This is a genomic window from Bradyrhizobium sp. LA6.1, from assembly GCF_040547805.1.
Classification (GTDB): Bacteria; Pseudomonadota; Alphaproteobacteria; order Rhizobiales; family Xanthobacteraceae; genus Bradyrhizobium; species Bradyrhizobium barranii.
Genome location: NZ_JBEPQK010000002.1, coordinates 275,831 through 295,716, shown reverse-complemented (window position 1 = coordinate 295,716; position 19,886 = coordinate 275,831). Strand labels below are relative to the sequence as shown.

Annotated in this window: 22 protein-coding genes; 18 read left to right on the top strand and 4 right to left on the bottom strand. The window is 64.9% G+C overall.

Annotated elements, in window-relative coordinates; genetic code table 11:
- Window positions 1-122: 122 nt before the first annotated feature.
- Window positions 123-857: an IclR family transcriptional regulator gene (locus tag ABIB99_RS04935; protein ID WP_354174971.1), complete on the bottom strand. Its 735-nt coding sequence runs from the start codon at window positions 855-857 to the stop codon at window positions 123-125.
- A gap of 90 nt (window positions 858-947) precedes the next feature.
- Between ABIB99_RS04935 and ABIB99_RS04930 the strand changes: the two genes are divergently transcribed.
- The 10 genes from ABIB99_RS04930 (at window position 948) to ABIB99_RS04885 (ending at window position 10,423) form a co-directional block, all read left to right on the top strand.
- Window positions 948-1,628, top strand: a complete 681-nt coding sequence (locus tag ABIB99_RS04930) for an RraA family protein (RefSeq protein WP_247309270.1) — start codon at window positions 948-950, stop codon at window positions 1,626-1,628.
- A 2-nt stretch (window positions 1,629-1,630) separates the two neighbouring features.
- Window positions 1,631-2,893: a 3-isopropylmalate dehydratase large subunit gene (locus ABIB99_RS04925; protein WP_354174970.1), complete on the top strand. Its 1,263-nt coding sequence runs from the start codon at window positions 1,631-1,633 to the stop codon at window positions 2,891-2,893.
- Window positions 2,890-3,387, top strand: coding sequence for a LeuD/DmdB family oxidoreductase small subunit (locus ABIB99_RS04920; protein WP_085404246.1), 498 nt, complete (start codon window positions 2,890-2,892; stop codon window positions 3,385-3,387). The genes ABIB99_RS04925 and ABIB99_RS04920 overlap by 4 nt, the downstream gene beginning before the upstream one ends.
- Window positions 3,384-4,559 carry a pyridoxal-phosphate-dependent aminotransferase family protein gene (locus ABIB99_RS04915; protein WP_354174969.1) on the top strand — a complete coding sequence of 392 codons (1,176 nt, stop codon included), beginning with the start codon at window positions 3,384-3,386 and terminating at the stop codon, window positions 4,557-4,559. Before ABIB99_RS04920 ends, ABIB99_RS04915 begins: the two co-directional genes overlap by 4 nt.
- Window positions 4,560-4,590: 31 nt before the next feature.
- Entirely contained in the window at window positions 4,591-5,598 is a 1,008-nt protein-coding gene (locus tag ABIB99_RS04910) for an extracellular solute-binding protein (RefSeq protein WP_085404245.1), read from the top strand.
- A 4-nt stretch (window positions 5,599-5,602) separates the two neighbouring features.
- On the top strand, window positions 5,603-6,664 hold the full coding sequence (locus ABIB99_RS04905) for an ABC transporter ATP-binding protein (protein ID WP_063982310.1): 1,062 nt from the start codon (window positions 5,603-5,605) through the stop codon (window positions 6,662-6,664).
- Window positions 6,661-8,298, top strand: a complete 1,638-nt coding sequence (locus ABIB99_RS04900; protein ID WP_028151212.1) for an ABC transporter permease — start codon at window positions 6,661-6,663, stop codon at window positions 8,296-8,298. The genes ABIB99_RS04905 and ABIB99_RS04900 overlap by 4 nt, the downstream gene beginning before the upstream one ends.
- Before the next feature lie 17 nt (window positions 8,299-8,315).
- A complete protein-coding gene (locus ABIB99_RS04895; protein ID WP_354174968.1) occupies window positions 8,316-9,371 on the top strand; it encodes a threonine aldolase family protein in 1,056 nt (351 codons plus the stop codon).
- A gap of 385 nt (window positions 9,372-9,756) precedes the next feature.
- Window positions 9,757-9,987, top strand: coding sequence for a hypothetical protein (locus tag ABIB99_RS04890; protein WP_354174967.1), 231 nt, complete (start codon window positions 9,757-9,759; stop codon window positions 9,985-9,987).
- A gap of 37 nt (window positions 9,988-10,024) precedes the next feature.
- Entirely contained in the window at window positions 10,025-10,423 is a 399-nt protein-coding gene (locus ABIB99_RS04885) for a hypothetical protein (protein ID WP_354174966.1), read from the top strand.
- 126 nt (window positions 10,424-10,549) lie between these two features.
- Here the strand turns inward: ABIB99_RS04885 and ABIB99_RS04880 are convergent, their stop codons facing one another.
- Window positions 10,550-11,107 (bottom strand): SET domain-containing protein, encoded by a 558-nt coding sequence (locus ABIB99_RS04880; RefSeq protein ID WP_354174965.1) that lies wholly within the window; start codon window positions 11,105-11,107, stop codon window positions 10,550-10,552.
- A gap of 160 nt (window positions 11,108-11,267) precedes the next feature.
- Between ABIB99_RS04880 and ABIB99_RS04875 the strand changes: the two genes are divergently transcribed.
- On the top strand, window positions 11,268-11,873 hold the full coding sequence (locus ABIB99_RS04875; protein ID WP_502917480.1) for a hypothetical protein: 606 nt from the start codon (window positions 11,268-11,270) through the stop codon (window positions 11,871-11,873).
- Between the two features lie 21 nt (window positions 11,874-11,894).
- Here ABIB99_RS04875 and ABIB99_RS04870 read toward each other — a convergent pair whose 3' ends face one another.
- Window positions 11,895-12,629 (bottom strand): TetR/AcrR family transcriptional regulator, encoded by a 735-nt coding sequence (locus ABIB99_RS04870; protein ID WP_354174964.1) that lies wholly within the window; start codon window positions 12,627-12,629, stop codon window positions 11,895-11,897.
- Between the two features lie 106 nt (window positions 12,630-12,735).
- On the opposite strand from ABIB99_RS04870, the gene ABIB99_RS04865 reads away from it, so the two are divergent.
- From ABIB99_RS04865 to ABIB99_RS04835, 7 genes are all read left to right on the top strand, one after another.
- Window positions 12,736-14,133, top strand: coding sequence for a carotenoid oxygenase family protein (locus ABIB99_RS04865; RefSeq protein WP_247309256.1), 1,398 nt, complete (start codon window positions 12,736-12,738; stop codon window positions 14,131-14,133).
- 79 nt (window positions 14,134-14,212) lie between these two features.
- Window positions 14,213-14,476, top strand: a complete 264-nt coding sequence (locus ABIB99_RS04860) for a hypothetical protein (protein WP_071912263.1) — start codon at window positions 14,213-14,215, stop codon at window positions 14,474-14,476.
- Window positions 14,477-14,552: 76 nt separating this feature from the next.
- Window positions 14,553-15,128: a hypothetical protein gene (locus ABIB99_RS04855; protein WP_247309255.1), complete on the top strand. Its 576-nt coding sequence runs from the start codon at window positions 14,553-14,555 to the stop codon at window positions 15,126-15,128.
- 14 nt (window positions 15,129-15,142) lie between these two features.
- A complete protein-coding gene (locus tag ABIB99_RS04850) occupies window positions 15,143-15,694 on the top strand; it encodes an inner membrane-spanning protein YciB (protein ID WP_063982302.1) in 552 nt (183 codons plus the stop codon).
- Between the two features lie 108 nt (window positions 15,695-15,802).
- Window positions 15,803-16,099, top strand: coding sequence for a hypothetical protein (locus ABIB99_RS04845; RefSeq protein ID WP_071912259.1), 297 nt, complete (start codon window positions 15,803-15,805; stop codon window positions 16,097-16,099).
- Between the two features lie 14 nt (window positions 16,100-16,113).
- A complete protein-coding gene (locus ABIB99_RS04840; RefSeq protein WP_346016124.1) occupies window positions 16,114-17,034 on the top strand; it encodes an SH3 domain-containing protein in 921 nt (306 codons plus the stop codon).
- Window positions 17,035-17,166: 132 nt separating this feature from the next.
- On the top strand, window positions 17,167-18,186 hold the full coding sequence (locus ABIB99_RS04835; protein ID WP_247309253.1) for a DUF3616 domain-containing protein: 1,020 nt from the start codon (window positions 17,167-17,169) through the stop codon (window positions 18,184-18,186).
- Window positions 18,187-18,229: 43 nt separating this feature from the next.
- Here ABIB99_RS04835 and ABIB99_RS04830 read toward each other — a convergent pair whose 3' ends face one another.
- The gene (locus ABIB99_RS04830; protein ID WP_028158349.1) at window positions 18,230-19,885 is read right to left on the bottom strand and encodes a fumarate hydratase; all 1,656 of its coding nucleotides are present in this window, start codon (window positions 19,883-19,885) and stop codon (window positions 18,230-18,232) included.
- Window position 19,886: the final 1 nt, after the last annotated feature.

The window sequence follows — 19,886 nt, the reverse complement described above, 5'->3', positions numbered from 1 at the left end:
ACCGGGTTCAGAGTTGCGGAGGCGAGCTTTGAGTCCAGTCTCTACAGACTGTACAAGACCTGAGCGGAGTCTATTCACGAGCTTGCCGGTCGAAATAGTGCCCTGCCCCGAACGGGGCGGCGTCAGGGAGAGCCTGTTTCGGCCGACGGCAGACTGATGATCCGCGGCGCGCCGACCTCGCGGGGCAATGGCGCGCCGAGCACAAGTGAGAGCCGATACGAGGCGTCGGTGAGCCGGGACGCCAGCGCCTGGAGGTCGGCCTGACGGATGCGTTCGATTGGGCCGCTCACGGTCATGGCGCCCACCAGCGCTCCGTCGTGGCCGAAAACGGCGGTGGAGAGGGAGGCCGTCACAGCGTCGTAGATTCCGGAACTGACGAAGACCTGCACGCAGCCATCCGTGCGGTCTGCCCAGCGCGCCGTCCGCAGCACTTGTCCCGTCGAGGTCAAATCGAGTGGCGCGAGATTTGTGGGCCGCGCGACGTCGCGCACGAGCTGCGGCGAATCCACCCGAAACAGACAGAGCCGGCTATCGCGTTCACGCACGTGGAACGCACTGCTCTCCAGCGTCTCCTGGCTTAGCCGCTGAAGGACCGGCAGCACATGCTGTTCGAGATTGAAATTGGCCCGATAGGTGGTGCCGAGCTGGAATGTCTTTGCGCCGAGCGAGTAGCGGCCGTCGCTGAGGCGGACGACGTAGCCGGCTTCATCCAGCGACACCAGCGAACGCATCACGGTCGGTTTCGCCAAGCCCGTGATCTTGGCTATGTCGGCCAGGCTGCGCGACCCGGCTCCAGCGAAGGTATCCAGGATCGCCAACGCCCGTTGCACGGCGGCGACCCCTTGCGTCTTGGGCATCGAAAATCCCTGTCCTGCCGATTTTCAGTTGACCTCGGCTCGTCACCGTTACACTATGCGTAACGGCGTTCCATTTTCAATGGGGTTGATATGGCCGTAGGGTTCAGGATCCTTTCCCGCAAGCGTGTTGTCGCAGGCGAATGGGTCGAACGGGCTCGCGCCCTTCCGGTCGCCAACATCAGCGATGTGATGTCGCGCATGGCCGCGGGCGGCCCCACGCTCCGGCCGATGCATGCGGCTGGCGGCATGGCCGGTCCCGCTTTGACCGTGAAGACGCGCCCCGGCGACAATCTGATGGTTCACAAAGCGCTCGACATCGCGGTTGCCGGCGACGTCATAGTGGTCGATGCGGGCGGCGACCTCAGCAACGCAATCTTCGGCGAGATGATGCTCGCGCAGGCCGCCCGGCGCGGCGTCGCCGGCATCGTTATCCATGGCGCGATCCGCGATGCCGCTGCGATCCGGGCAAACCCCCTTCCCGTTTTCGCGGCGGGTGTCACCCATCGCGGTCCCTACAAGGACGGTCCGGGCGAGATCAACGGACCGATCGCGATCGGCGGCATGGTCATCCAGTCCGGCGATTTGGTGCTGGGCGACGACGACGGCGTGCTAGCCGTCGCCATCGACGATTGCCGAGCGGTGATCGAGGCAGCCGAAGCCAAGCAGTCTGCCGAGACCAAGCAAATGGCGGCGATCGAAGCCGGTACGCTCGATCGTAGCTGGGTCGACGCCTCGCTCCGACGTCTCGGCTGCGAGATGCCAGAGGTCTAGCGATGGCCGGGCGTACGATCTCCGAGAAGATCCTCGCTCGAAAATCCGGGCAGGATGCGCACGCCGGGGACCTCGTGGTCTGCGAGGTCGATTGCGCGCTCGGCACCGACGGTTCGGTCCCGATGGCGCTCGACTATTTCAAGGCGATGGGCGGAGAGAACGTGCGCGATGCCGCCCGATTGGTCTTTGCGCTCGACCATTACGTGCCGCCGACAAGCCCGCAGACGATCGAGCTGCACCGCGTGATGCGGAACTTCGCCAGGCGGTTCAGCGTCACGCTGCATGAAGCCGGTGAAGGAATCGGTCACCAGCTCATCGTGGAGACGGGCCGCGCTCTGCCGGGTGGTCTGGTCGTCGGAGCCGACAGCCATGCCGTGACATACGGGGCACTGAATTGCTTTGCGACCGGGATCGGCTCGTCCGATCTCGCCGCGGTCATGCTGTGTGGCCGGATCTGGCTGCGCGTGCCGGATTCGATCCGCGTCGTCCTGACCGGACAACTGCCGAGCGGCGTCTATGCGAAGGATATCGCACTGGCCCTCGCGGGCATGCTCGGCGCTGACGGTGCCGCCTATCAGGCACTCGAATTCGCAGGACCGGGTGTCGCCACCCTCGCGCTGGAGGACCGCCTCGTCCTGAGCAATCTTGCGGTCGAGATGGGCGCGAAGACCGGCATCTTCCCGGCCGATGCTGAAACCGTCGCCTATCTGCAGGGCCGCACCGGCCAAGCTTTCGAACCGGTCGCAGCGGATCCGGATGCGCACTACAGCCGGACCGTGGAGATCGCGCTCGACGCCCTCACGCCGCGGATCGCGTTGCCGCATCTGGTGGATCAGGTCGTGGCGCTCGAGGATGCGGCCGGCACGCCGGTACAGATGGTCTATCTCGGCACCTGCACCGGCGGCAGGTTACGCGACTTCCATCAAGCCCTCGCCGTGCTCGAGGCGGGTGGAGGCGTCGCGCCCGGCGTGCAGCTCGTGGTCACGCCGGCATCGCGCGAGGTCCGCGACGCCATGGCGGCCGATGGCACGCTCGACGCCCTGGTCGGCTTCGGCGCAACCGTGGTCGAGCCGGGCTGCGGCTCCTGCTGCGGGACCTGCGGGGTGATCCCCGGAGACGGGGTTTCGGTGATCTCGACCGCCAACCGCAACTTCAAGGGCCGCATGGGCAACGCCAAGGCATCGATCTACCTCGCCTCCCCGGCAGCTTGCGCAGCCGCCGCGACCCGCGGTGTCGTGACCGATCCTCGCGAGGTGTCGCGATGACAGCCCTGCGAGGACGCGCGCGACTTGTCGGCGACGACGTCAACACCGACTCGATCATCAGCTCGACCCGCAAGCGGGAGAGCCTCGACCCCGCCGTTCTCAGGCAATTCCTGTTCGAGCATGTCGATCCGACCTTTGCAGCTTCTGTGCAACCGGGAGACATCCTGGTGGCGGGCAAGAATTTCGGTTGCGGCTCGGCGATGGAGGTTGCCGTCACAACCGTGCTCGGGGCCGGCATTCCGGCGGTGATGGCGCGAAGCTTCTCGCGCACCTACTACCGCAACGCGATCAACAACGGCCTGCTGCCGCTTGTCTGCGAAACCGGCGGGATTCGTGAGGGCGACATCCTGATCTCCGACGGCACCGGCGCGATCCGCAACGAACGCAGCGGCGAGACGCTCAGCCCGGAGCCGCTGCCGCCGATCATGCTGGCGATCCTGCGCGCGGGCGGCCTCGTTCCCTACATGCGTCAGAACGGTGACTTCAAGCTATGATCACAGACACTCCGAGCGCCATTGCTTCGACGGGATACCGTCTTCGGCTTCCCGGTCCAACCGAAGTGCCCGAGCGGGTGCGGCAGGCGATGGCTCGGGTGATGGTCAACCATCGCGGACCCGAATGCCGGACTGCAATCGGCGAGGCGGAGGAGATGATCCGCCCGATTTTGGGCACGACGAACCGCATCCTGTTCTTTGCGAGCTCCGGAACCGGCGTTATGGAGGCTGCGCTCGTCAACGTGGCCGGACCGGGCCATCGGATCCTCGTAGTCGAGCATGGTCAGTTCGGTGAGCGTTTCACCACGATCGCCAAGGCCATGAACATCACCGTCGACACGGTCGCGATCGAATGGGGCCAGGCGATCGATGTCGCCGCGGTGGAAGCCCGATTGCGCGAGCACACCTATCGCGCCGTCGTCGTCGTGCACAATGAGAGCTCGACCGGGATCGTGGCCGATCTCGCGGCGCTCGGCGCACTGGTGCGCGACCGGCCAACGCTGCTCATCGCAGACTCCGTCAGCGGTCTCGGCGGCATCGCGATGCGGCAGGACGAATGGGGCGTCGACATCGTTGTCTCGGCCTCGCAAAAGGCCTTGATGTGCCCGCCCGGCCTCGCACTTGCCAGCGTCAGCGCCAAGGTGTGGCGCGTGATCGGGCAGGACGAGCAGCGATCGGCCTTCTATTGGGATTTCCGTCGCGCGCTGAAATCCGCGGAGCAGAACGAGACCGCGTTCACGGCACCGGTGAGCCTCATCTATGGCCTGCGTGAGGCCTTGACGATGATGCACGAGGAAGGCTTCGCCAATGTGCTCGCGCGCCACAAGAAGCTCTCCGCCGCGTTGCGCGCCGGCGGCGCGGCGCTCGGACTCGCAGATTTTTGCCGCGATGAGCCACGCTCGAACACGGTCGTGGTTTTCAAAGTCCCCGACGGGCTCGAAGGCGGAGCCATCGTGCGGCAGCTCTACCAGGATCACCGCACGGTGATCGCAGGCGCCCGCAACCGTCTCTCCGGCCGTGTCATCCGGTTTGGCACGATGGGTGCTTTGAGCGCGGGGACCATTCTGACCGACCTTCTGCATCTCGAGGACGCACTCACGAAGTTCGGCCTGCCGATCGAACCCGGCGCCGGGCTCAAGGCGGCCACCGAGTACCTCGCCGCAACCGCATGAGCAATCGCTGAACCCACGAGGGCGAACCACGATGAGATCTCCTGCCTCCATCCTCGCCCGAGTCGTGACGCTCGCGGCATCGCTGTTCGCGGCCGAGCTGGCCTCGGCCCAGCAGAACGTCGTGCTCTATTCGGCCAACGACGACACCGTGAACAAGCTTGTAGCCGAAGGCTTCGCCAAGGCGACCGGAATCAAGGTCGACGTGGTCTCGACCGGATCAGGTGTGCTGGTGCGCCGCGTCGCGTCCGAGGCCGCCAATCCGCAGGGCGACGTGATCTGGGGCGTCAGTGCGACGCTGCTGCGGCTGGCGAGCCCGCACCTTCAGGCTTACGCGGCGAAGGGCCGCGAAGCCGTGCCGGCGCAATTTCGCGATCCAAACGACCTTTGGCTGGGCACCAACATCCAGGTCGTGGTGATCGGCCAGAACACCAAGGCGATCGACAAGGCCAGCGGGCCCAAAGCCTGGGCAGACCTCCTCGATCCGAAATGGAAAGGCAAGCTCGCCTTTACCGACCCTGCCAATTCCGGATTCTCATACGCGGCCGCGACCACGCTTCTCTCGCTGTGGGGCGCGGACGACGCAGCCTGGACCAAGATGGACGGGCTTCTTGCGAATGCGAAGGTGCTCAACCGCTCGACCCAGGTCTTCGACGGGATCGGCAGCGGCGAATATCCGCTTGGCATCACGCTCGAATATGCCGGCTTCCTGTGGGCCCATAACGGTGCGCCGGTGAGCGTCGCCTATCCAGCCGAGGGCACCTATGCGGGCGTCGAAGGCGCGGCCATCCTGAAAGGCGGACCGAACCCCGAGCCTGCCAAACGGCTGGTCGACTATCTGGCCAGCAAGGAAGTCCAGGAGATGTTGCTGAAGGCGACGTTCCGGCGCCCTGCCCGTCAGGATATCGAGCTCGAGGCAGTCGCACCGGGGATGCTGCCGTTTGCGGCGGTCAAGGTGCTGCCCTATGACGACACCAAATGGGAAGCGGCCCGTCGCGACACCCTCGCGCGGCTGAAGACCACGATCCAGAACACGCGCTGATCCGATGACCGCGATCCGGATTGAAAACCTGACCCGCACCTTCGGCGCGGTGCGGGCCGTGGACGACATCTCGCTCGACATCAAGCATGGCGAGCTGTTCACGCTGCTTGGGCCGTCAGGCTGCGGGAAGACGACGTTGCTGCGCATGATCGCAGGCTTCATCGACGTCGAATCCGGCTCCATTTGCTTCGACGGCCGGCGCATCGATGCTCTGCCCGCGCATCGCCGCGACACCGGCATGGTGTTTCAGAACTACGCGATCTTCCCGAACCACACCGTCGCCGAAAACGTGGCCTACGGGCTGAAGGCCAGGAAGGTTCCGGCTGCCGAGATCGCATCGCGCGTCGACAAGGCGCTCGAGCGGGTGCGCCTTGCAGGTTACGGTCCGCGATCACCACACCAGCTCTCCGGCGGCCAGCTGCAACGCGTGGCAATCGCCCGCGCGCTCGTGATCGAGCCCGCCGTGCTCCTGTTCGACGAGCCGCTGTCCAACCTCGACGCGCAGTTGCGCACCGAAATGCGGATCGAGGTCCGACAGCTGCAGCAGGCGCTCGGCCTGACTGCGATCTACGTGACGCATGATCAGGAGGAGGCACTCGCCATCTCCGATCGCATCGCCGTCTTGCGTCACGGCAAGATCGAGCAAGTGGACACGCCGGAGCGCATCTATCGGATGCCGCAGACTGCCTTCGTCGCCGAATTCCTCGGCTCGACCAATATGGTGCCGGGCATCGCGGGAGCTTTCGACGGCCGTAACACTCCTGTCGCAGCAGCCGGAACGGAATTCACGGTCAGAGGCGAGGTCGCAGCGCCGGGCGCGCCGGTGTTGCTGTCGGTCAGGCCGGAGGCCCTGCAGCTGCGAGACGGTTCCGGTGGCTCGCTTGTGCATGCGCGGCTGGCGCTGCGTGAATTTCTCGGCCCGGTACAACGCCTCCACGCAACCCTGCCGGACGGCACCCAGATTCGGATTGCGGCGCTCGGCGGCCAGGCGCTCGATCTCTTGCCCGGCGCGCCGCTCACCCTTGCCTACGACCCTGCCCAGATCACGGCGTATCCGGCGCCATGAAACGCTTCGCCACCATCGTGACGCTGGCGGCGTTGGTGCTGCTCGCGGTGTTTCTGCTCTACCCGCTGGCGCTCGTCCTGGATGCAAGCTTTCGGATCGACGGCACGGGCGGCCTGACACTTGGGAACTATGCGGCGATTGTGAAGAGCCGCTACTATCTTGGCAGCATCGGCAACAGTCTGCTTTGCGCCGCGCTCGCGACGGCCTTCGCATGCGCGATCGGCATCCCGCTCGCCTTCTGTCTTGCCCGGATCGACATACCGGGCCGTGCGCTGCTGCTGACGCTTGCGTCCTTGCCGCTGGTCCTGCCCTCGTTCGTCAGCGCCTACGCCCTCGTGCTGCTGTTCGGCCATGCTGGCGTCGTCACCACCGCCCTGCGCGGGATCGGCATCCCGATCGGATCGATCTACGGCGTGCCCGGAATCGTCATCGTGTTCACGTTGACGCTCTATCCATACGTCGTCATGCCCGTGCTGGCCGGATTCCAGGCAGTCGACGCCTCGATGGAGGAGGCAGCCCGCAATCTCGGCGGCTCACGGCCCTATGTGATCCGCACCGTGCTGCTGCCCATCGTGATGCCGGCGATCCTTGCCGGCGGACTATTGGTGTTCATTGAGGCACTGGAGAATTTCGGCGTGCCAGCGGTGCTGGCTGAGGACCGGCCGTTCCTGGCCGTCGACATCTTCAAGCTGTTCGCCGGCGAATCTGATGCCAACCCGGCCGCGGCGGGCGCACTCAGCGTGCTCCTGATCGCCTGCACGGCGATCGCGCTGCTCGTTCAGCGGCACTACCTCGGCAAGCGCCGGTTTTCGACCAATGCCCGCAGCGCGCCCGCGAAGCTGCCTCTGACGCCGGGACTGCGGCTCACGGCCACGATCGTGAGTTGGGGCATTGTGATTGCCTCGCTGCTGCCGTTCGCGGCTGTGTTGATGATCTCCCTCCTGCGCTTTCGCGGCCCTGTCCTGACCTGGGAGTTCGGATTGGGCAATTACGCCACCCTCTTGTCGGGCTCCTATCGGCCGCTGCTCAACACGCTGACGCTCGCCAGCATCGCGGCCGTCGCCACCATGCTGATCGGCGCTCCGATCGGCTATGTCGTGGCCCGGCACCGCTCGCGCCTGTCGGGATTGCTAGATTTCGTCGGCATGGTGCCGTTTGCGGTCTCGGGCACGATCCTGGCGATCGGGCTCATCATCGCGTTCAACAGCGGTCCCTTGATTCTGACTGGCGGCTGGCTGATCCTGGTCATCGCCTATGTCGTCCGCAAGCTCCCCTTCGCGATCCGGTCGTCCTCGGCAATCGTGCACCAGCTCGATCCCTCGCTTGAGGAAGCCTCGATCAATCTCGGGGTCTCACCAAGCAAAACCTTCGCGACCCTGACCGTGCCGTTGATGGCCAGCGGCCTTGTCGGCGGGCTGGTGCTGGTCTGGATCACCGCGGCATCCGAGTTGAGCGCGACCATTGTGCTCTATGCGAGCGGCTGGGTCACCACGACCGTCGTGATGTACCATGCCATCGAGGGCACCGGCGCGGGTCTGGCGGCCGCCGCGGCCGCGGTGCTTATCCTCGTCACCGCAATCCCGTTGCTCCTGATCAATCGGCGCATCAACAAGCAGGAATCAACCGTCATATGACGGCAGGACAGGACGGTATGAACGAAGCAGCCCCGACGCTCCCGAATTTCCGCAGCGACAATGTCGCGCCGGTCTGCCCCGAGATTCTGCGAGCGATCGCCGAGGCCAATCGCGGCCCCGCCGCCGCCTATGGGGACGACGATTATTCGAGATTGTTGAATGCGCGCTTCTCGGAGCTGTTCGAGACCGCGGTCACCGTGTTCCCGGTCTCGACCGGTACGGCGGCCAACGCCTTGTCACTCGCGAGCTGCGCGCGGCCCTATGGCGCCATCTATTGTCACGAAGAGGCGCATATCCACACCGCGGAAGGCGGCGCGACCGAAGCCTTCACAGGCGGCGCGAAGCTCGTCGCCATGTCCGGCCGAAACTTTCGGATCGAGCCGTCGAGCCTGCGCCAGGCGCTGGGCCAGGCGGCCTGGGGAGTCCGCAATCGCTCCCAGCCCGATGCGGTGTCGATCACTCAGGCCAGCGAATATGGAACAATCTATCCCCTCGCCGAGATCGCCGAAATCGGAGCAATCGCCCACGACAGGAATCTGTCGCTGCACATGGATGGCGCCCGGTTCGCCAACGCGCTGGCGCGGCTCGATTGCAGCCCGGCCGACATGACATGGCGCGCTGGCGTCGACATCCTGTCCTTCGGGGCGACCAAGAACGGGGCGATGTCGGCGGATGCGATCGTGGTGTTCGACCAGGATCTCATCGAATCCCTGTCCTATCGGCTTCGCCGCGCCGGCCAGACCTCGTCGAAGATGCGCTTTGCGTCTGCACAGCTGCTCGCCTACGTCGAGGATCGCCTTTATCTGCGGCTCGCGGCGAAGGCCAATGCCGTGGCCGCGCGTCTTGGAGCGGGCCTCGCTGCGCTGCCCGACGTTCAGCTCATTGCGCCAGTGGAAGCCAATCTGGTTTTCATCAGCCTGCCCGCTTTGGCCATCAACCGTCTTGCAGCGAGCGGGCTGCAATTCGCGCGACGGGGCCAGGACGTAATCCGGTTCGTGGCTCGCTTTGACAGCACCGAACAGGAAGCCGACGAGGTCATCGCGCTCGTCCATCGCGCAATTGCAGGAGGCTGAGAGCGATCATTCCTTAGCCGATCATTCTGCAGATAGTTGCCCCGCCCACCGTCACCCACGCGTCTACAGCCTTCCAAATTTTCGATTGCAGCTCCTGCGCAACAAGAGCATCGCTTGGCAAGCGGCACACGCTCAACCAACTGCCACGCCCGTTAGGGCGCGTGATGTCTGGCCGGTAGAGCCTGCCGAAACGCTTCTTCAAATAACCGGCCCATCTTTCTAGTAGAGCGATGGTCTCGGGACTGCGCACAATGACCAGCCTGCGCGCACCTCGCGCACAGCATCGAACACCTTAGGACTGTCGCGAACGGGCGCATTTTTTACCCGCGAGGTAATCGAATTGGTCCCCGCCACGGCGCATCTTCGGTCGCAACAGGAGATGACCATGATTGCGCTGCTGCTCTATCGGACCATCGCAGACCATCTTGTTCCCTGGGCCGTGACGCTCGCAACCCGCATGCTGGCACGCAGCCTCAACATGCCCGAGCCGCTGGTGCATTCGACCGGCGACTATGTCGTCGCGCAGGTCACAGCCTTCGAGCACGGCGTCGGCAAGAGCCTCTGCCCGCTCCGCCTCGCCCGCCTGTTCCGCGCCTGGTGGCGCGGACGGCACTGAATTCACCCCCAAGCCCAACCCAACCATGGAGACCACGATGATCGACGCATCCATCTTCCTGCGCCGCGCGCTTCTCGCCGACGCTATCTTCAGCGGCGTCGCCGCCGTCGGCTTCACCTTCGGCGCCGGCGCGTTCGCATCGCTGTTCAACCTGCCTGAAGCGCTGCTGCGCGAGACCGGCCTGTTCCTGATCGCCTACACCGCGCTGGTCGGCTGGCTTGCCTCGCGTGCCTCCGTGGCGAGGCCGCTCGTGCTGCTGGTCGTGGTCGGCAACGCGGCCTGGACGGTCGGCAGCATCGCGCTGCTGTTCTCGGGCGCAGTGTCGCCGAACATCAGTGGCGAGCTCATGGTCGTCGCGCAGGCGATTGCGACCGGCGTGTTTGCCGAGCTGCAATATGTGGGATTGCGGAAGAGCGGGAGTGTGGTGGCGGCGTGAGACCACGTCACTCGCTGTCGTCGCCCGGCTCGACCGGGCGACCCAGTATTCCGAGACAGTAGACGGATGCGGATGGGCTGCGGCGTACTGGATGCCCCGCTTTCGCGGGGACACCGCGGCTAATGGCTATGGCCCCGCGCGACCGTTCTTCTTGCCAACGGCATGGCCGTTGAGCTTCTTCTTGCTGGCCTTCGCGCCCGCCTTCTTGGCCTTGGCTTCCGTGCGCGTCTTCACCTTGGCGCGTTCGGCGCGGGCCTCGGCGCGCAACTTCTTGCGCTTGGCCTCGCAGGAAGGGCATTTGCAGCCGATCGGCTTCAGATAGGCTTTGAAGTAGTCGGTGCCGTAATCGTAGTTGATCTCGTCGCCCGGCTCGATGTTCCTGATGGCGCGGATGAAGACCTTGCGCTCGCGCGGCCGGACGTCGGACTCGGCGTTGGGCCGGCAGGAATGGTTGATGTAGCGGGCGAGGTTCTTGCGCACCGAACCGTCGATGGTCCAGCGGTTGTTGAGCTCGAACAGATATTTGTTCTCGATTTCGTCGTGCGCGGGAATCCGCGAGTCCAGGATCGGTCCGAAATAACGGATGATCCGGGTGCCCTTCTTGATCGGCATGGTAGCGAAGAGGCCAAGTCCGGTCTTGGAACGGCCGACGCGATAGGATTTGCTTGAAGCGATGGCTGGCATGATCGAATGAGATGTCGCGGACGAAGCGCGGTAAGCGCAGCGGAAGGCGCCCTTCTAGAACGATTCCGCGCCGCTGTCAGGTACATCCCGCCTCTGTTTGAACCTTGCCCACAATGAAGACGTCTGATGGAGCGAGTTCCCTCTGTATCGAGGCGTCGTCATGAGGCGTATCGCGCTCTTTTGCCTGACCGTGCTGCTGACTTGCCTGAGCGCGGGTCACGTCGCCGCCCAATCCATGGGCAGCACCTATTCCTCCACGGCGCCAAAAGACTGCCGCCAGATCGGCAAGCCCAGCGAGCTCGACGGCAGCACCACACGGGTCTGCCCGGGAAAAAACGGCCTGATCGTGCTGATCGCCGAGGATGATCTGCGCGAAATCGTCTCGATCGGCCGCAATCGCAAGGCCGCAGCGGAGGAACCGGCGGCAAAGATCTGGTTCGCGCCATTCAATTCATCGGAGGCCACGGTCGAATGGCGCAGCGCGGGCACGAAGCCGTTTGCCATGATCCAGCGCTGGCACATCGCCGATAGCACCGATCCCGACAAGCAGGGACGGCCGAACACCAAGGCCATGCTCGTCGTGACGCGGCTGCCGCCGGGGCCGGTCTGCCACGTCGCCTATGTCGATGCCATCGCCAACCCCACCGCCAATGAGCTCGCGCGCAAGGCGGCGGACGATTTCGCCCGCAGCTTCACTTGCGGCAAGGACGAGGTGAAGATTGTCGGCACGCGTGGACGCGCGGTCGAACTCGCGACGATGCGCTAGGGCAGCACCCGCCCGAAGGCGCTATGCCGGCAGCTTCGCCGTGATAGGCGCCGTCAGCATCGCCTCGAGCAACTGTTCGGCCGTCGTCCCCTCGGGCAGCCGTCCCAAAATGTCCTCGAGACGGCCGTCGAGCAACAGCATGGTGAAGCCGTGCACCATCGACCAGGCGCGCGCGATCGCGGCGCCCTGGTTCAGCGTCAGCGAATCTTCGCTGATCTGCTCCTGACGCATCATGCCGATGGCATTGGCGAGCCCGGCGAAGGAGGCTTCGGCCGCCTCGTGCAGCGAGGGCCTGGAATAGTCCAGCCGTTCGGTGCGGAACATGATGCCGTACATGCCGGGATGGGCCTGCGCATAGGCGACATAGGCCTTCGGCCGCGCCAGCGCGCGCTCCAGCGGCGTGGTGGCGGCGTCGCAGGACGAGGCCATCGCCGCGTTGAACTGGCGGAAGCCGACGGCCGCGAGCTCGCTGAGCAGACCGGTGAGATCGCCGAAATGATGGGTCGGCGCGGCATGCGAGACGCCCGCCTCCCGCGCCACCGCGCGCAAGGTCAGGCCGGAGAGCCCGTCGCGCTCCAGCACCCGTTCGGCGGCCTGGAGCAGCGCCTCGCGCAGGGCGCCGTGATGATACGGCGTCTCCGTCTTCGCTACTGCCGGACGGCGTGCGGAACGCGCCTGCGCGCTCGCGGCCGACGATGTCTTGCGCGGGGTACGCGGCTTGCGCGCTGTTTCGCTCTTGGTGTCGCTTTTGGCCATTTGCAAGCTATATGACGCAATATTGACAGTGTAAAGATTTCACTTGACGAATGCGGCGATCGGCATTATTCGATCTTTACGATGTAAAGATAGGGAGGGATACGCCGTGCAGCACGACGCCGTCACCGAGCGCCGCCACAACCTCGGTCCGATTCCATTCGAAGCCGATGCGCCATTCCTCAAAATCGTCGGGGAATTGCCGCGCGATCTGAATGGCGTGCTCTATCGCAACGGTCCCAATCCGCAGTTCGATGCGCCCGGTGCGCACTGGTTCGTCGGCGACGGCATGCTGCACGCCTTCCACCTCGAGAACGGCCGCGCCAGCTATCGCAACCGCTGGGTCCGCACGCCGAAATGGCTGGCCGAGCACGATGCAGGCCGCGCGCTGTTCGGCGGCTTCGGCCGCAAGCTGCCGGATGCCCCGCAAGACCTCACCGACGGCGGCGTCGCCAACACCAACATCATCTTTCATGCCGGCAAGCTGCTCGCGCTGGAAGAAGCGCATCTGCCGACCGAGATCGAGCCGGGCACGCTGGCGACGCGCGGCTATCACAATTATCAGGGTCGCGTCGCCGGCAGCTTCACGGCGCATCCGAAGGTCGACCCGGTCACCGGCGAGCTCGTGTTCTTCGGCTACAACGCCGCGGGTCCGCTGACCCCTGCCCTCTCCTACGGATCGATCGACGTAACAGGCAAGGCGACGCGCTTCGAACGTTTCGAGGCGCCCTACGCCAGCATGGTGCACGACTTCATCGTCACCGAGAACCACGCGCTGTTTCCGATCCTCCCGATCACCGGCAGCATGGAGCGCGCGATGAGCGGACGGCCGCCTTATGCCTGGGAGCCGGACAAGGGCGCCTATGTCGGCGTGATGAAGCGCAACGGCACGGCCAAGGACATCGTCTGGTTCCGCGGTGAAGCCTGCTATGTCTTCCACATCATGAATGCGTGGGAGGACGGCAACCGCATCATCGCCGACGTCATGCAGTTCGAGGAAGCGCCACTGTTTCCGCATCCCGATGGCCGGCCGACGGATCCGGAGAAATCACGCGCCCGCCATTGCCGCTGGACGTTCGATCTCTCAGGGAAGACCGACCGCTTCCAGCAGACCTACCTCGACGATCTCACGGGCGAATTCCCCCGCATCGACGACCGCCGCGCGGGATTGAAAAGCCATCACGGCTGGTACGCCTGCGCCAATCCGCGGCTGCCGATGTTCGGCGCGCTGTCGGGCATCGTCCATGTCGACGGCAACGGCAGACGGCTCGGTCATTATCTGCTGCCGGCCGGCGATACCATCTCCGAGCCGGTGTTCGTCGAGCGCGCGACGGATGCAGCGGAAGGCGACGGCTGGCTGTTGGCGGTGGTCTGGCGCGCGCGGGAGAACCGCAGCGACCTCGCCGTGTTCAACGCCACCGATGTCGAAGCCGGCCCCCTCGCGCTGGTGCAGCTCGGCCACCGCGTGCCCGACGGCTTTCACGGCAATTGGGTGGGCGCGCAGTAACTCTCGCCTCGTCATTCCGGGGCGCGACGACGTCGCGAGCCCCGGAATGACATCGCGGATGTCACCAAAGAGGCCTCGCATGCATATGCCCTCGATCACCGCAGATTGCCTTGCCGTCCTCGCCCTGGCCTGCGCAGCGCTCGCACTCCGGATGATCCGGCTGCGACGGAGCGGCCATGTCATCTTCAACGGCGGCATCTTGCTCTCGGTCGGCCTCCTGCTCGCCGCCGCGCTGCCGATCCTGTCGCGCCTGCCCTGGGCGGAATTCGCCGACGAGGCGTCCGACCAAGCCATTGCTGCCCTTCACTTTTTGGAAGTCACCTACGTTATTTTGACACTGTAAAGATTTCGCTTGACCCGGCATCGCTCGTGATTTATTGATCTTTACACCGTAAAGATTAGCCAGACCGAGGCGGCTCATGGCGATTTTCCTGATCCTCGCGCCCTACGGCGCCTACACTTTCCTGATGCTGGTGACGTCGGCCACGATCAGCGTGTTCGCCGCGTCTGCGATCTGCCTCGCCACCGTCACGGTCGATGTCGCGCGCGGCCGCTCCGTGAAGATCCTGGCGATGGGCTCGGCGATCGTATTCGCCGCAATCGGCCTCTACCTCGCGCTGATCGACCCGAAGCTCGGCACGCTGGGCGTCAAGCTGTCGGTCGATATCGGCATCTTCGTCATCTCGCTCGGCTCGATGCTGGTCCGCCACCCGTTCACGCTGCAATATGCGGTTGAAACGGTCCCGGCCGAAACGGCGGCGATGCCCGGCTTCCTCACCGCCAACTACGTCATCACCGGCGCCTGGACCGCCGCCGCGCTGTTGATGATGGCCGCCAACATCGCGCTGCTCTACGTCCCCGGCCTGCCGCTCTGGTCGGGCCTCGCGGTCGCCTTCGCCGCCCGCAACAGCGCGATCTATTTTACAAAGTGGTATCCCGAGTATCGTCAGATCAAATATGCTGCGCCCGCCGCCGCGCTGCCCCACACCCATTGAAGACAGGACAGACGATGAAAGACGTATTCCGCCGGCTCGTCTCTGATTTCCTCTCCACCATCGTCTTCCTGGCAATCTATCTCGCGACCGACAACGTCATCCTCGCGACCGCAGTCGCGATCCTTGGCGCCATCGGCCAGGTGGTCTGGTCGCGGATCAAGGGCCAGACGCTGGGCTACATGACCTGGGCGAGCCTCGGCCTAGTCATCGTGCTCGGCGGCGCAACGCTGCTCACCCACGACCCGCGCTTCGTGCTGGCGAAGCCCGCGATCGGGCATGTCGCGATCGGCATCATCATGCTCAAGCGCGGCTGGATGCTGCGTTATCTGCCGGCGATCGTGACCGAGACCATTCCGGAATACGTTACCTTCGCGGGCTACGCTTGGGCCGCGCTGATGTTTGCGCTCGCCGCGGGGACCGTTGCGGTTGCCATGACCGGCGACATGAAGCTGTGGGCCTTCTATATTTCGGTGGTCCTGATCGGCGCGAAGATCGTTGCGTTCGCGATCCAGTACGTGGCCTTCCGCCTGCTCATCGGCAGCCGTATTCGCGCAGCCCGCGCTTAAGGGCGCGTCAAAGAGAGCGTTAGGCACGTCACGCGAGTTAGGCTATAGGCGTCCCTGGCTCACCTTGCGGATTGTCGCGAGGTGCCGGGAAAAAGTTGGGAGACACGTATGGCCGTGGACGGCAACTGGACTCTGACCATGACGACGCCCATGGGCGAGCGCAAGGCCACGCTGACCTTGCTGAACTCAGGCGGCACACTGACCGGAACGCAGGGCGCCGACGGCAATTCGGCCGAGATCTTCGACGGCACCATCAGCGGCGACGCCGTCAACTGGAAAGTCTCGATCACCAATCCGATGCCGTTGACGCTCGAGTTCATCGGAACGGTCTCTGGCGACAGCATGAGCGGCGAGATGGGCATCGGCCCGATGGGCAGTTTTCCGTTCACGGGTGCACGCGCATAAGCACGTTGCGAACCGTGCGCGTGCTCCGTCTCATCGCGGCAACGATCCTGTGTGTCGCGACGCAAGCGGCGCGCGCGGATGACACCGAACCGGCGTGGCGCGCAAGCGCGCTCGCCATGGTGCCGGCGGGCTATGTCACCGGCACGGCCTACCGGACCGAAGGATCGACCGGCACCCTCGCCGTCTATCCGGCCTCGTCGAACGATCCGAAGACACCGGCAAGCGTGTTCGCTGCGCGCCAGGCCCTCGTCGTCACGCTGACGCCGGATGGGACGCGCGCGGTCTCGGCCGAGCTGAAGCCGCGCAGCGCGCCGGACCCTGATAACGACGACACTGACTTCGCAAAGCTCCACGCCGATCTCGCCGCCAGACGCGCAACGCTGCCCGATGGGACCGAGCCGTGTGATCTCGGCGCCTGGTCCATCGACAAGGATCCTGATGGCCTCAACGTCCGCGCCGAGCCCTCGGCGAAAGCGCGCGTGCTCGGCACGCTGCCCCCGCCCTATCGTCTGAAGCTTGGCGGCGCCGAGAACACGCCCGATGGCGGCTGGCTCACCGAATTCCGCATCATCGGCTTCAAGGACGGCTGGTTCCTGATCGAAGGCGCGAAGCCGCCCGGCAAGGATTACGAGGACGAGAAGAGATATCCGCGCAGCGCGCCAAAACCCTATGCGGGGCGCGGCTGGGTCGCGTCCAACAAGGTCGGCGCGTCCTACGCCAATGGCGCGACGCGCATGGGCGGACTTTTCCAGGCGCCGTTCGTCGATGCGAAATGGATGCCGGCCCAGCGCGAGCTCGGCGGCCCAATCGACACCGACGGAGGCCCGAAGCGCATCTTTGCCTGTAGCGGGCTCTGGGGCCTCGTCGAGAGCCAGGACGGCGTCCGCGGCTGGTGGCGCTCGCTGTGCTCGAACCAGGTTACGAATTGCAGCTAACGGGCTGCGGTCATTGGCCACGTGGCCAAGGCGCTCAGGTCGTTGACCACAGCCGGCTTCACGAGCAGGATACAGCATACAACTAAAGATTTTTATTGATCTCAACACACTTGCAGCAGAAGGGGAATTTGCATGGTCTCCCTCCCCGCTCGCAATCGCATCCACCTGTTCCTGACCTCCGCCGTGGCCGCGCTTGCTGGAGCAGCGCCGGCGAGTGCCGATGTGCTCGAGCCGCAGTCACCGGCGTGGCAACTGAGCGAGCCGTTCAAGAAGAGCGCGGATGCCCGCACCAACATCAGTGGAGCGGCGTGCGCGACCACATCCCCGCCCCTCAAATCCTGCCTCGTCGTCAACGACGAAAAGAAATACGCGCAGTTCTTTGCGATCGAAGGCACAACGATCAATCCCGGCAAGGTAATCCGCCTGCTGAGCGATCAGGCCAGCGGCGATCCGGATGCCGAGGGCACCGCTTACGATGACGGTTATTTCTACGTGGTCGGATCGCACGGCCGCAAACGTCATCATCCCGACGACAGCAATCCGACGAGCTATCACCTCTTTCGCTTTCCCGTCGACAAGCTCACTGGAGAGCCACCCTTCCCGATCTCCGCGGACGAGGTGATCGGCGTCGAAGCATCTGTGACGCGCCTGCGCGGTGCAATCAAGGACGCACTGCCCGCGGATTACGACAAGCCTCTCGGAGACAACGGCGCCAACATCGAGGGCATCGCGGTCAAAGGGGACCTGATGTATCTTGGTTTCCGTGGTCCGTCCAAAGGCGGCAATGCTTATATTCTCACGGTCGACGCAAAGGCCGTCTTCACCGAGAACATGCCGCTCAAGGCCAAGCTCATCGACCCTCCGCTGCCGCTTGGTACAACGACCGGTATCAGGGACATCGCCGCCGTGTCAGGCGGCTTGCTGCTCTTGACCGGGCCGGTCAACGAACAGCAGATCTCGCCCGCCGTCGTCTTCTACGATACCAGCAGCGGCAAGCTTGGAACGACCCACACGCTCAGCGTCGCCGACAGCACCGCCAAGGCAGAGACCCTGCTGGTGCTCAGCGACATCAGCGGCGAGCCATGGCGCGTGCTCGTGATGTTCGATGGGCCCGAAAATGGCGCGCCGACGCAGTATGTGGTGCCGCGCTAAAGCGCACCATCAGCGGCGGACCGCCGTTCAACTGCGCGGAGCGCTAGCCCAGATTCAATTCCTTGAAGAAGTCGTTCCCCTTGTCGTCGATGATGATGAACGCCGGGAAGTCGACGACTTCGATGCGCCAGATCGCTTCCATGCCGAGCTCGGGATATTCGAGCACCTCGACCTTCTTGATGCAGTGCTCGGCGAGGTTCGCAGCCGCACCGCCGATCGAGCCGAGATAGAAGCCGCCATACTTCTTGCAGGCCTCGCGCACGGCAGGCGCCCGGTTGCCCTTGGCCACCATCACCATCGAGCCGCCGGCGGCCTGGAACTGGTCGACGAAGGAATCCATGCGGCCCGCGGTGGTCGGGCCGAACGCGCCGGAGGCGTAGCCCTCGGGCGTCTTGGCGGGACCGGCGTAGTAGACCGGATGGTTCTTGAAATAGTCCGGCAGCGGCTCGCCTCTCTCGAGGCGCTCGCGCAGCTTGGCATGCGCGCTATCGCGCGCGACGATCATAGTGCCGGTCATCGAGACCCGCGTCTTGGTCGGGTACTTCGAGAACGTCGCCAGGATGTCCTTCATCGGCTGGTTGAGGTCGATCTTGACGACCTCGCCGCCGAGCGACTGCTCGACCTGCGGCAGATATTGCGCGGGGTTGTGCTCAAGCTCTTCGAGATAGACGCCATCTTTGGTGATCTTGCCGAGCACCTGGCGGTCGGCCGAGCACGACACGCCGAGCCCGATCGGCAGCGAGGCGCCGTGGCGCGGCATGCGGATAACGCGCACGTCGTGGCAGAAATACTTTCCACCGAACTGCGCGCCGACGCCGAGCGACTGCGTCATCTTGTGGATTTCCTGCTCCATCTCGACGTCGCGGAAGGCGTTGCCGTCGGGCGAGCCGTGGGTCGGCAGCGCGTCGAGATAGCGGGCGGAGGCGAGCTTCACCGTCTTCATGCACAGCTCGGCCGAGGTGCCGCCGATCACGATGGCGAGGTGATAGGGCGGGCACGCCGCGGTGCCCAGCGTCAGGATCTTCTCCTTCAGGAAGGCGAGCAGGCGGTCCTTGGTCAGCACCGAGGGCGTGGCCTGGAACAGGAAGCTTTTATTGGCGGAGCCGCCGCCCTTCGCCATGAACATGAACTTGTAGGCGTCGTCGCCCTCGGCGTAGATCTCGCACTGCGCCGGCATGTTGTTGGCGGTGTTCTTCTCCTCGTACATCGACAAGGGCGCGACCTGCGAGTAGCGCAGATTGCGGCGCAGGTAAGCGTCGCGCGCGCCTTCCGACAGCGCCGCCTCGTCGTCACCATCGGTGATGACGTTACAGCCCTTCTTGCCCATGATGATCGCGGTGCCGGTGTCCTGGCACATCGGCAGCACGCCGCCGGCCGCGATGTTGGCGTTCTTCAGGAAGTCGAGCGCGACGAACTTGTCGTTGGGGCTCGCCTCGCCGTCCTCCAGGATTGCGCGGAGCTGCTTCAGATGGCCGGGGCGCAGATAGTGGTTGATGTCGCCAAAGGCCGCCTCCGACAGCGCCCGCAGCGCCTCGCGCGATACCACCAGCATGTCCTTCCCCAGGACCTTCTCGACCCTGATACCCTCGGCCGTGATCTTCTTGTAGGGCGTCTCGTCCTTGCCCAGCGGGAACAGCGGGGTGTGCTTGTAGGGCGGAACGGGTTTTGCGGGATCGGGGAAGGCGGTGGGAGCGTTCATG

Coding starts and splice junctions, on each gene's coding strand:
- ABIB99_RS04935 (WP_354174971.1), bottom strand. CDS start 857: ATGCCCAAGACGCAAGGGGTCGCCGCCGTGCAACGGGCGTTGGCGATC.
- ABIB99_RS04930 (WP_247309270.1), top strand. CDS start 948: ATGGCCGTAGGGTTCAGGATCCTTTCCCGCAAGCGTGTTGTCGCAGGC.
- ABIB99_RS04925 (WP_354174970.1), top strand. CDS start 1,631: ATGGCCGGGCGTACGATCTCCGAGAAGATCCTCGCTCGAAAATCCGGG.
- ABIB99_RS04920 (WP_085404246.1), top strand. CDS start 2,890: ATGACAGCCCTGCGAGGACGCGCGCGACTTGTCGGCGACGACGTCAAC.
- ABIB99_RS04915 (WP_354174969.1), top strand. CDS start 3,384: ATGATCACAGACACTCCGAGCGCCATTGCTTCGACGGGATACCGTCTT.
- ABIB99_RS04910 (WP_085404245.1), top strand. CDS start 4,591: ATGAGATCTCCTGCCTCCATCCTCGCCCGAGTCGTGACGCTCGCGGCA.
- ABIB99_RS04905 (WP_063982310.1), top strand. CDS start 5,603: ATGACCGCGATCCGGATTGAAAACCTGACCCGCACCTTCGGCGCGGTG.
- ABIB99_RS04900 (WP_028151212.1), top strand. CDS start 6,661: ATGAAACGCTTCGCCACCATCGTGACGCTGGCGGCGTTGGTGCTGCTC.
- ABIB99_RS04895 (WP_354174968.1), top strand. CDS start 8,316: ATGAACGAAGCAGCCCCGACGCTCCCGAATTTCCGCAGCGACAATGTC.
- ABIB99_RS04890 (WP_354174967.1), top strand. CDS start 9,757: ATGATTGCGCTGCTGCTCTATCGGACCATCGCAGACCATCTTGTTCCC.
- ABIB99_RS04885 (WP_354174966.1), top strand. CDS start 10,025: ATGATCGACGCATCCATCTTCCTGCGCCGCGCGCTTCTCGCCGACGCT.
- ABIB99_RS04880 (WP_354174965.1), bottom strand. CDS start 11,107: ATGCCAGCCATCGCTTCAAGCAAATCCTATCGCGTCGGCCGTTCCAAG.
- ABIB99_RS04875 (WP_502917480.1), top strand. CDS start 11,268: ATGAGGCGTATCGCGCTCTTTTGCCTGACCGTGCTGCTGACTTGCCTG.
- ABIB99_RS04870 (WP_354174964.1), bottom strand. CDS start 12,629: ATGGCCAAAAGCGACACCAAGAGCGAAACAGCGCGCAAGCCGCGTACC.
- ABIB99_RS04860 (WP_071912263.1), top strand. CDS start 14,213: ATGCATATGCCCTCGATCACCGCAGATTGCCTTGCCGTCCTCGCCCTG.
- ABIB99_RS04855 (WP_247309255.1), top strand. CDS start 14,553: ATGGCGATTTTCCTGATCCTCGCGCCCTACGGCGCCTACACTTTCCTG.
- ABIB99_RS04850 (WP_063982302.1), top strand. CDS start 15,143: ATGAAAGACGTATTCCGCCGGCTCGTCTCTGATTTCCTCTCCACCATC.
- ABIB99_RS04845 (WP_071912259.1), top strand. CDS start 15,803: ATGGCCGTGGACGGCAACTGGACTCTGACCATGACGACGCCCATGGGC.
- ABIB99_RS04835 (WP_247309253.1), top strand. CDS start 17,167: ATGGTCTCCCTCCCCGCTCGCAATCGCATCCACCTGTTCCTGACCTCC.
- ABIB99_RS04830 (WP_028158349.1), bottom strand. CDS start 19,885: ATGAACGCTCCCACCGCCTTCCCCGATCCCGCAAAACCCGTTCCGCCC.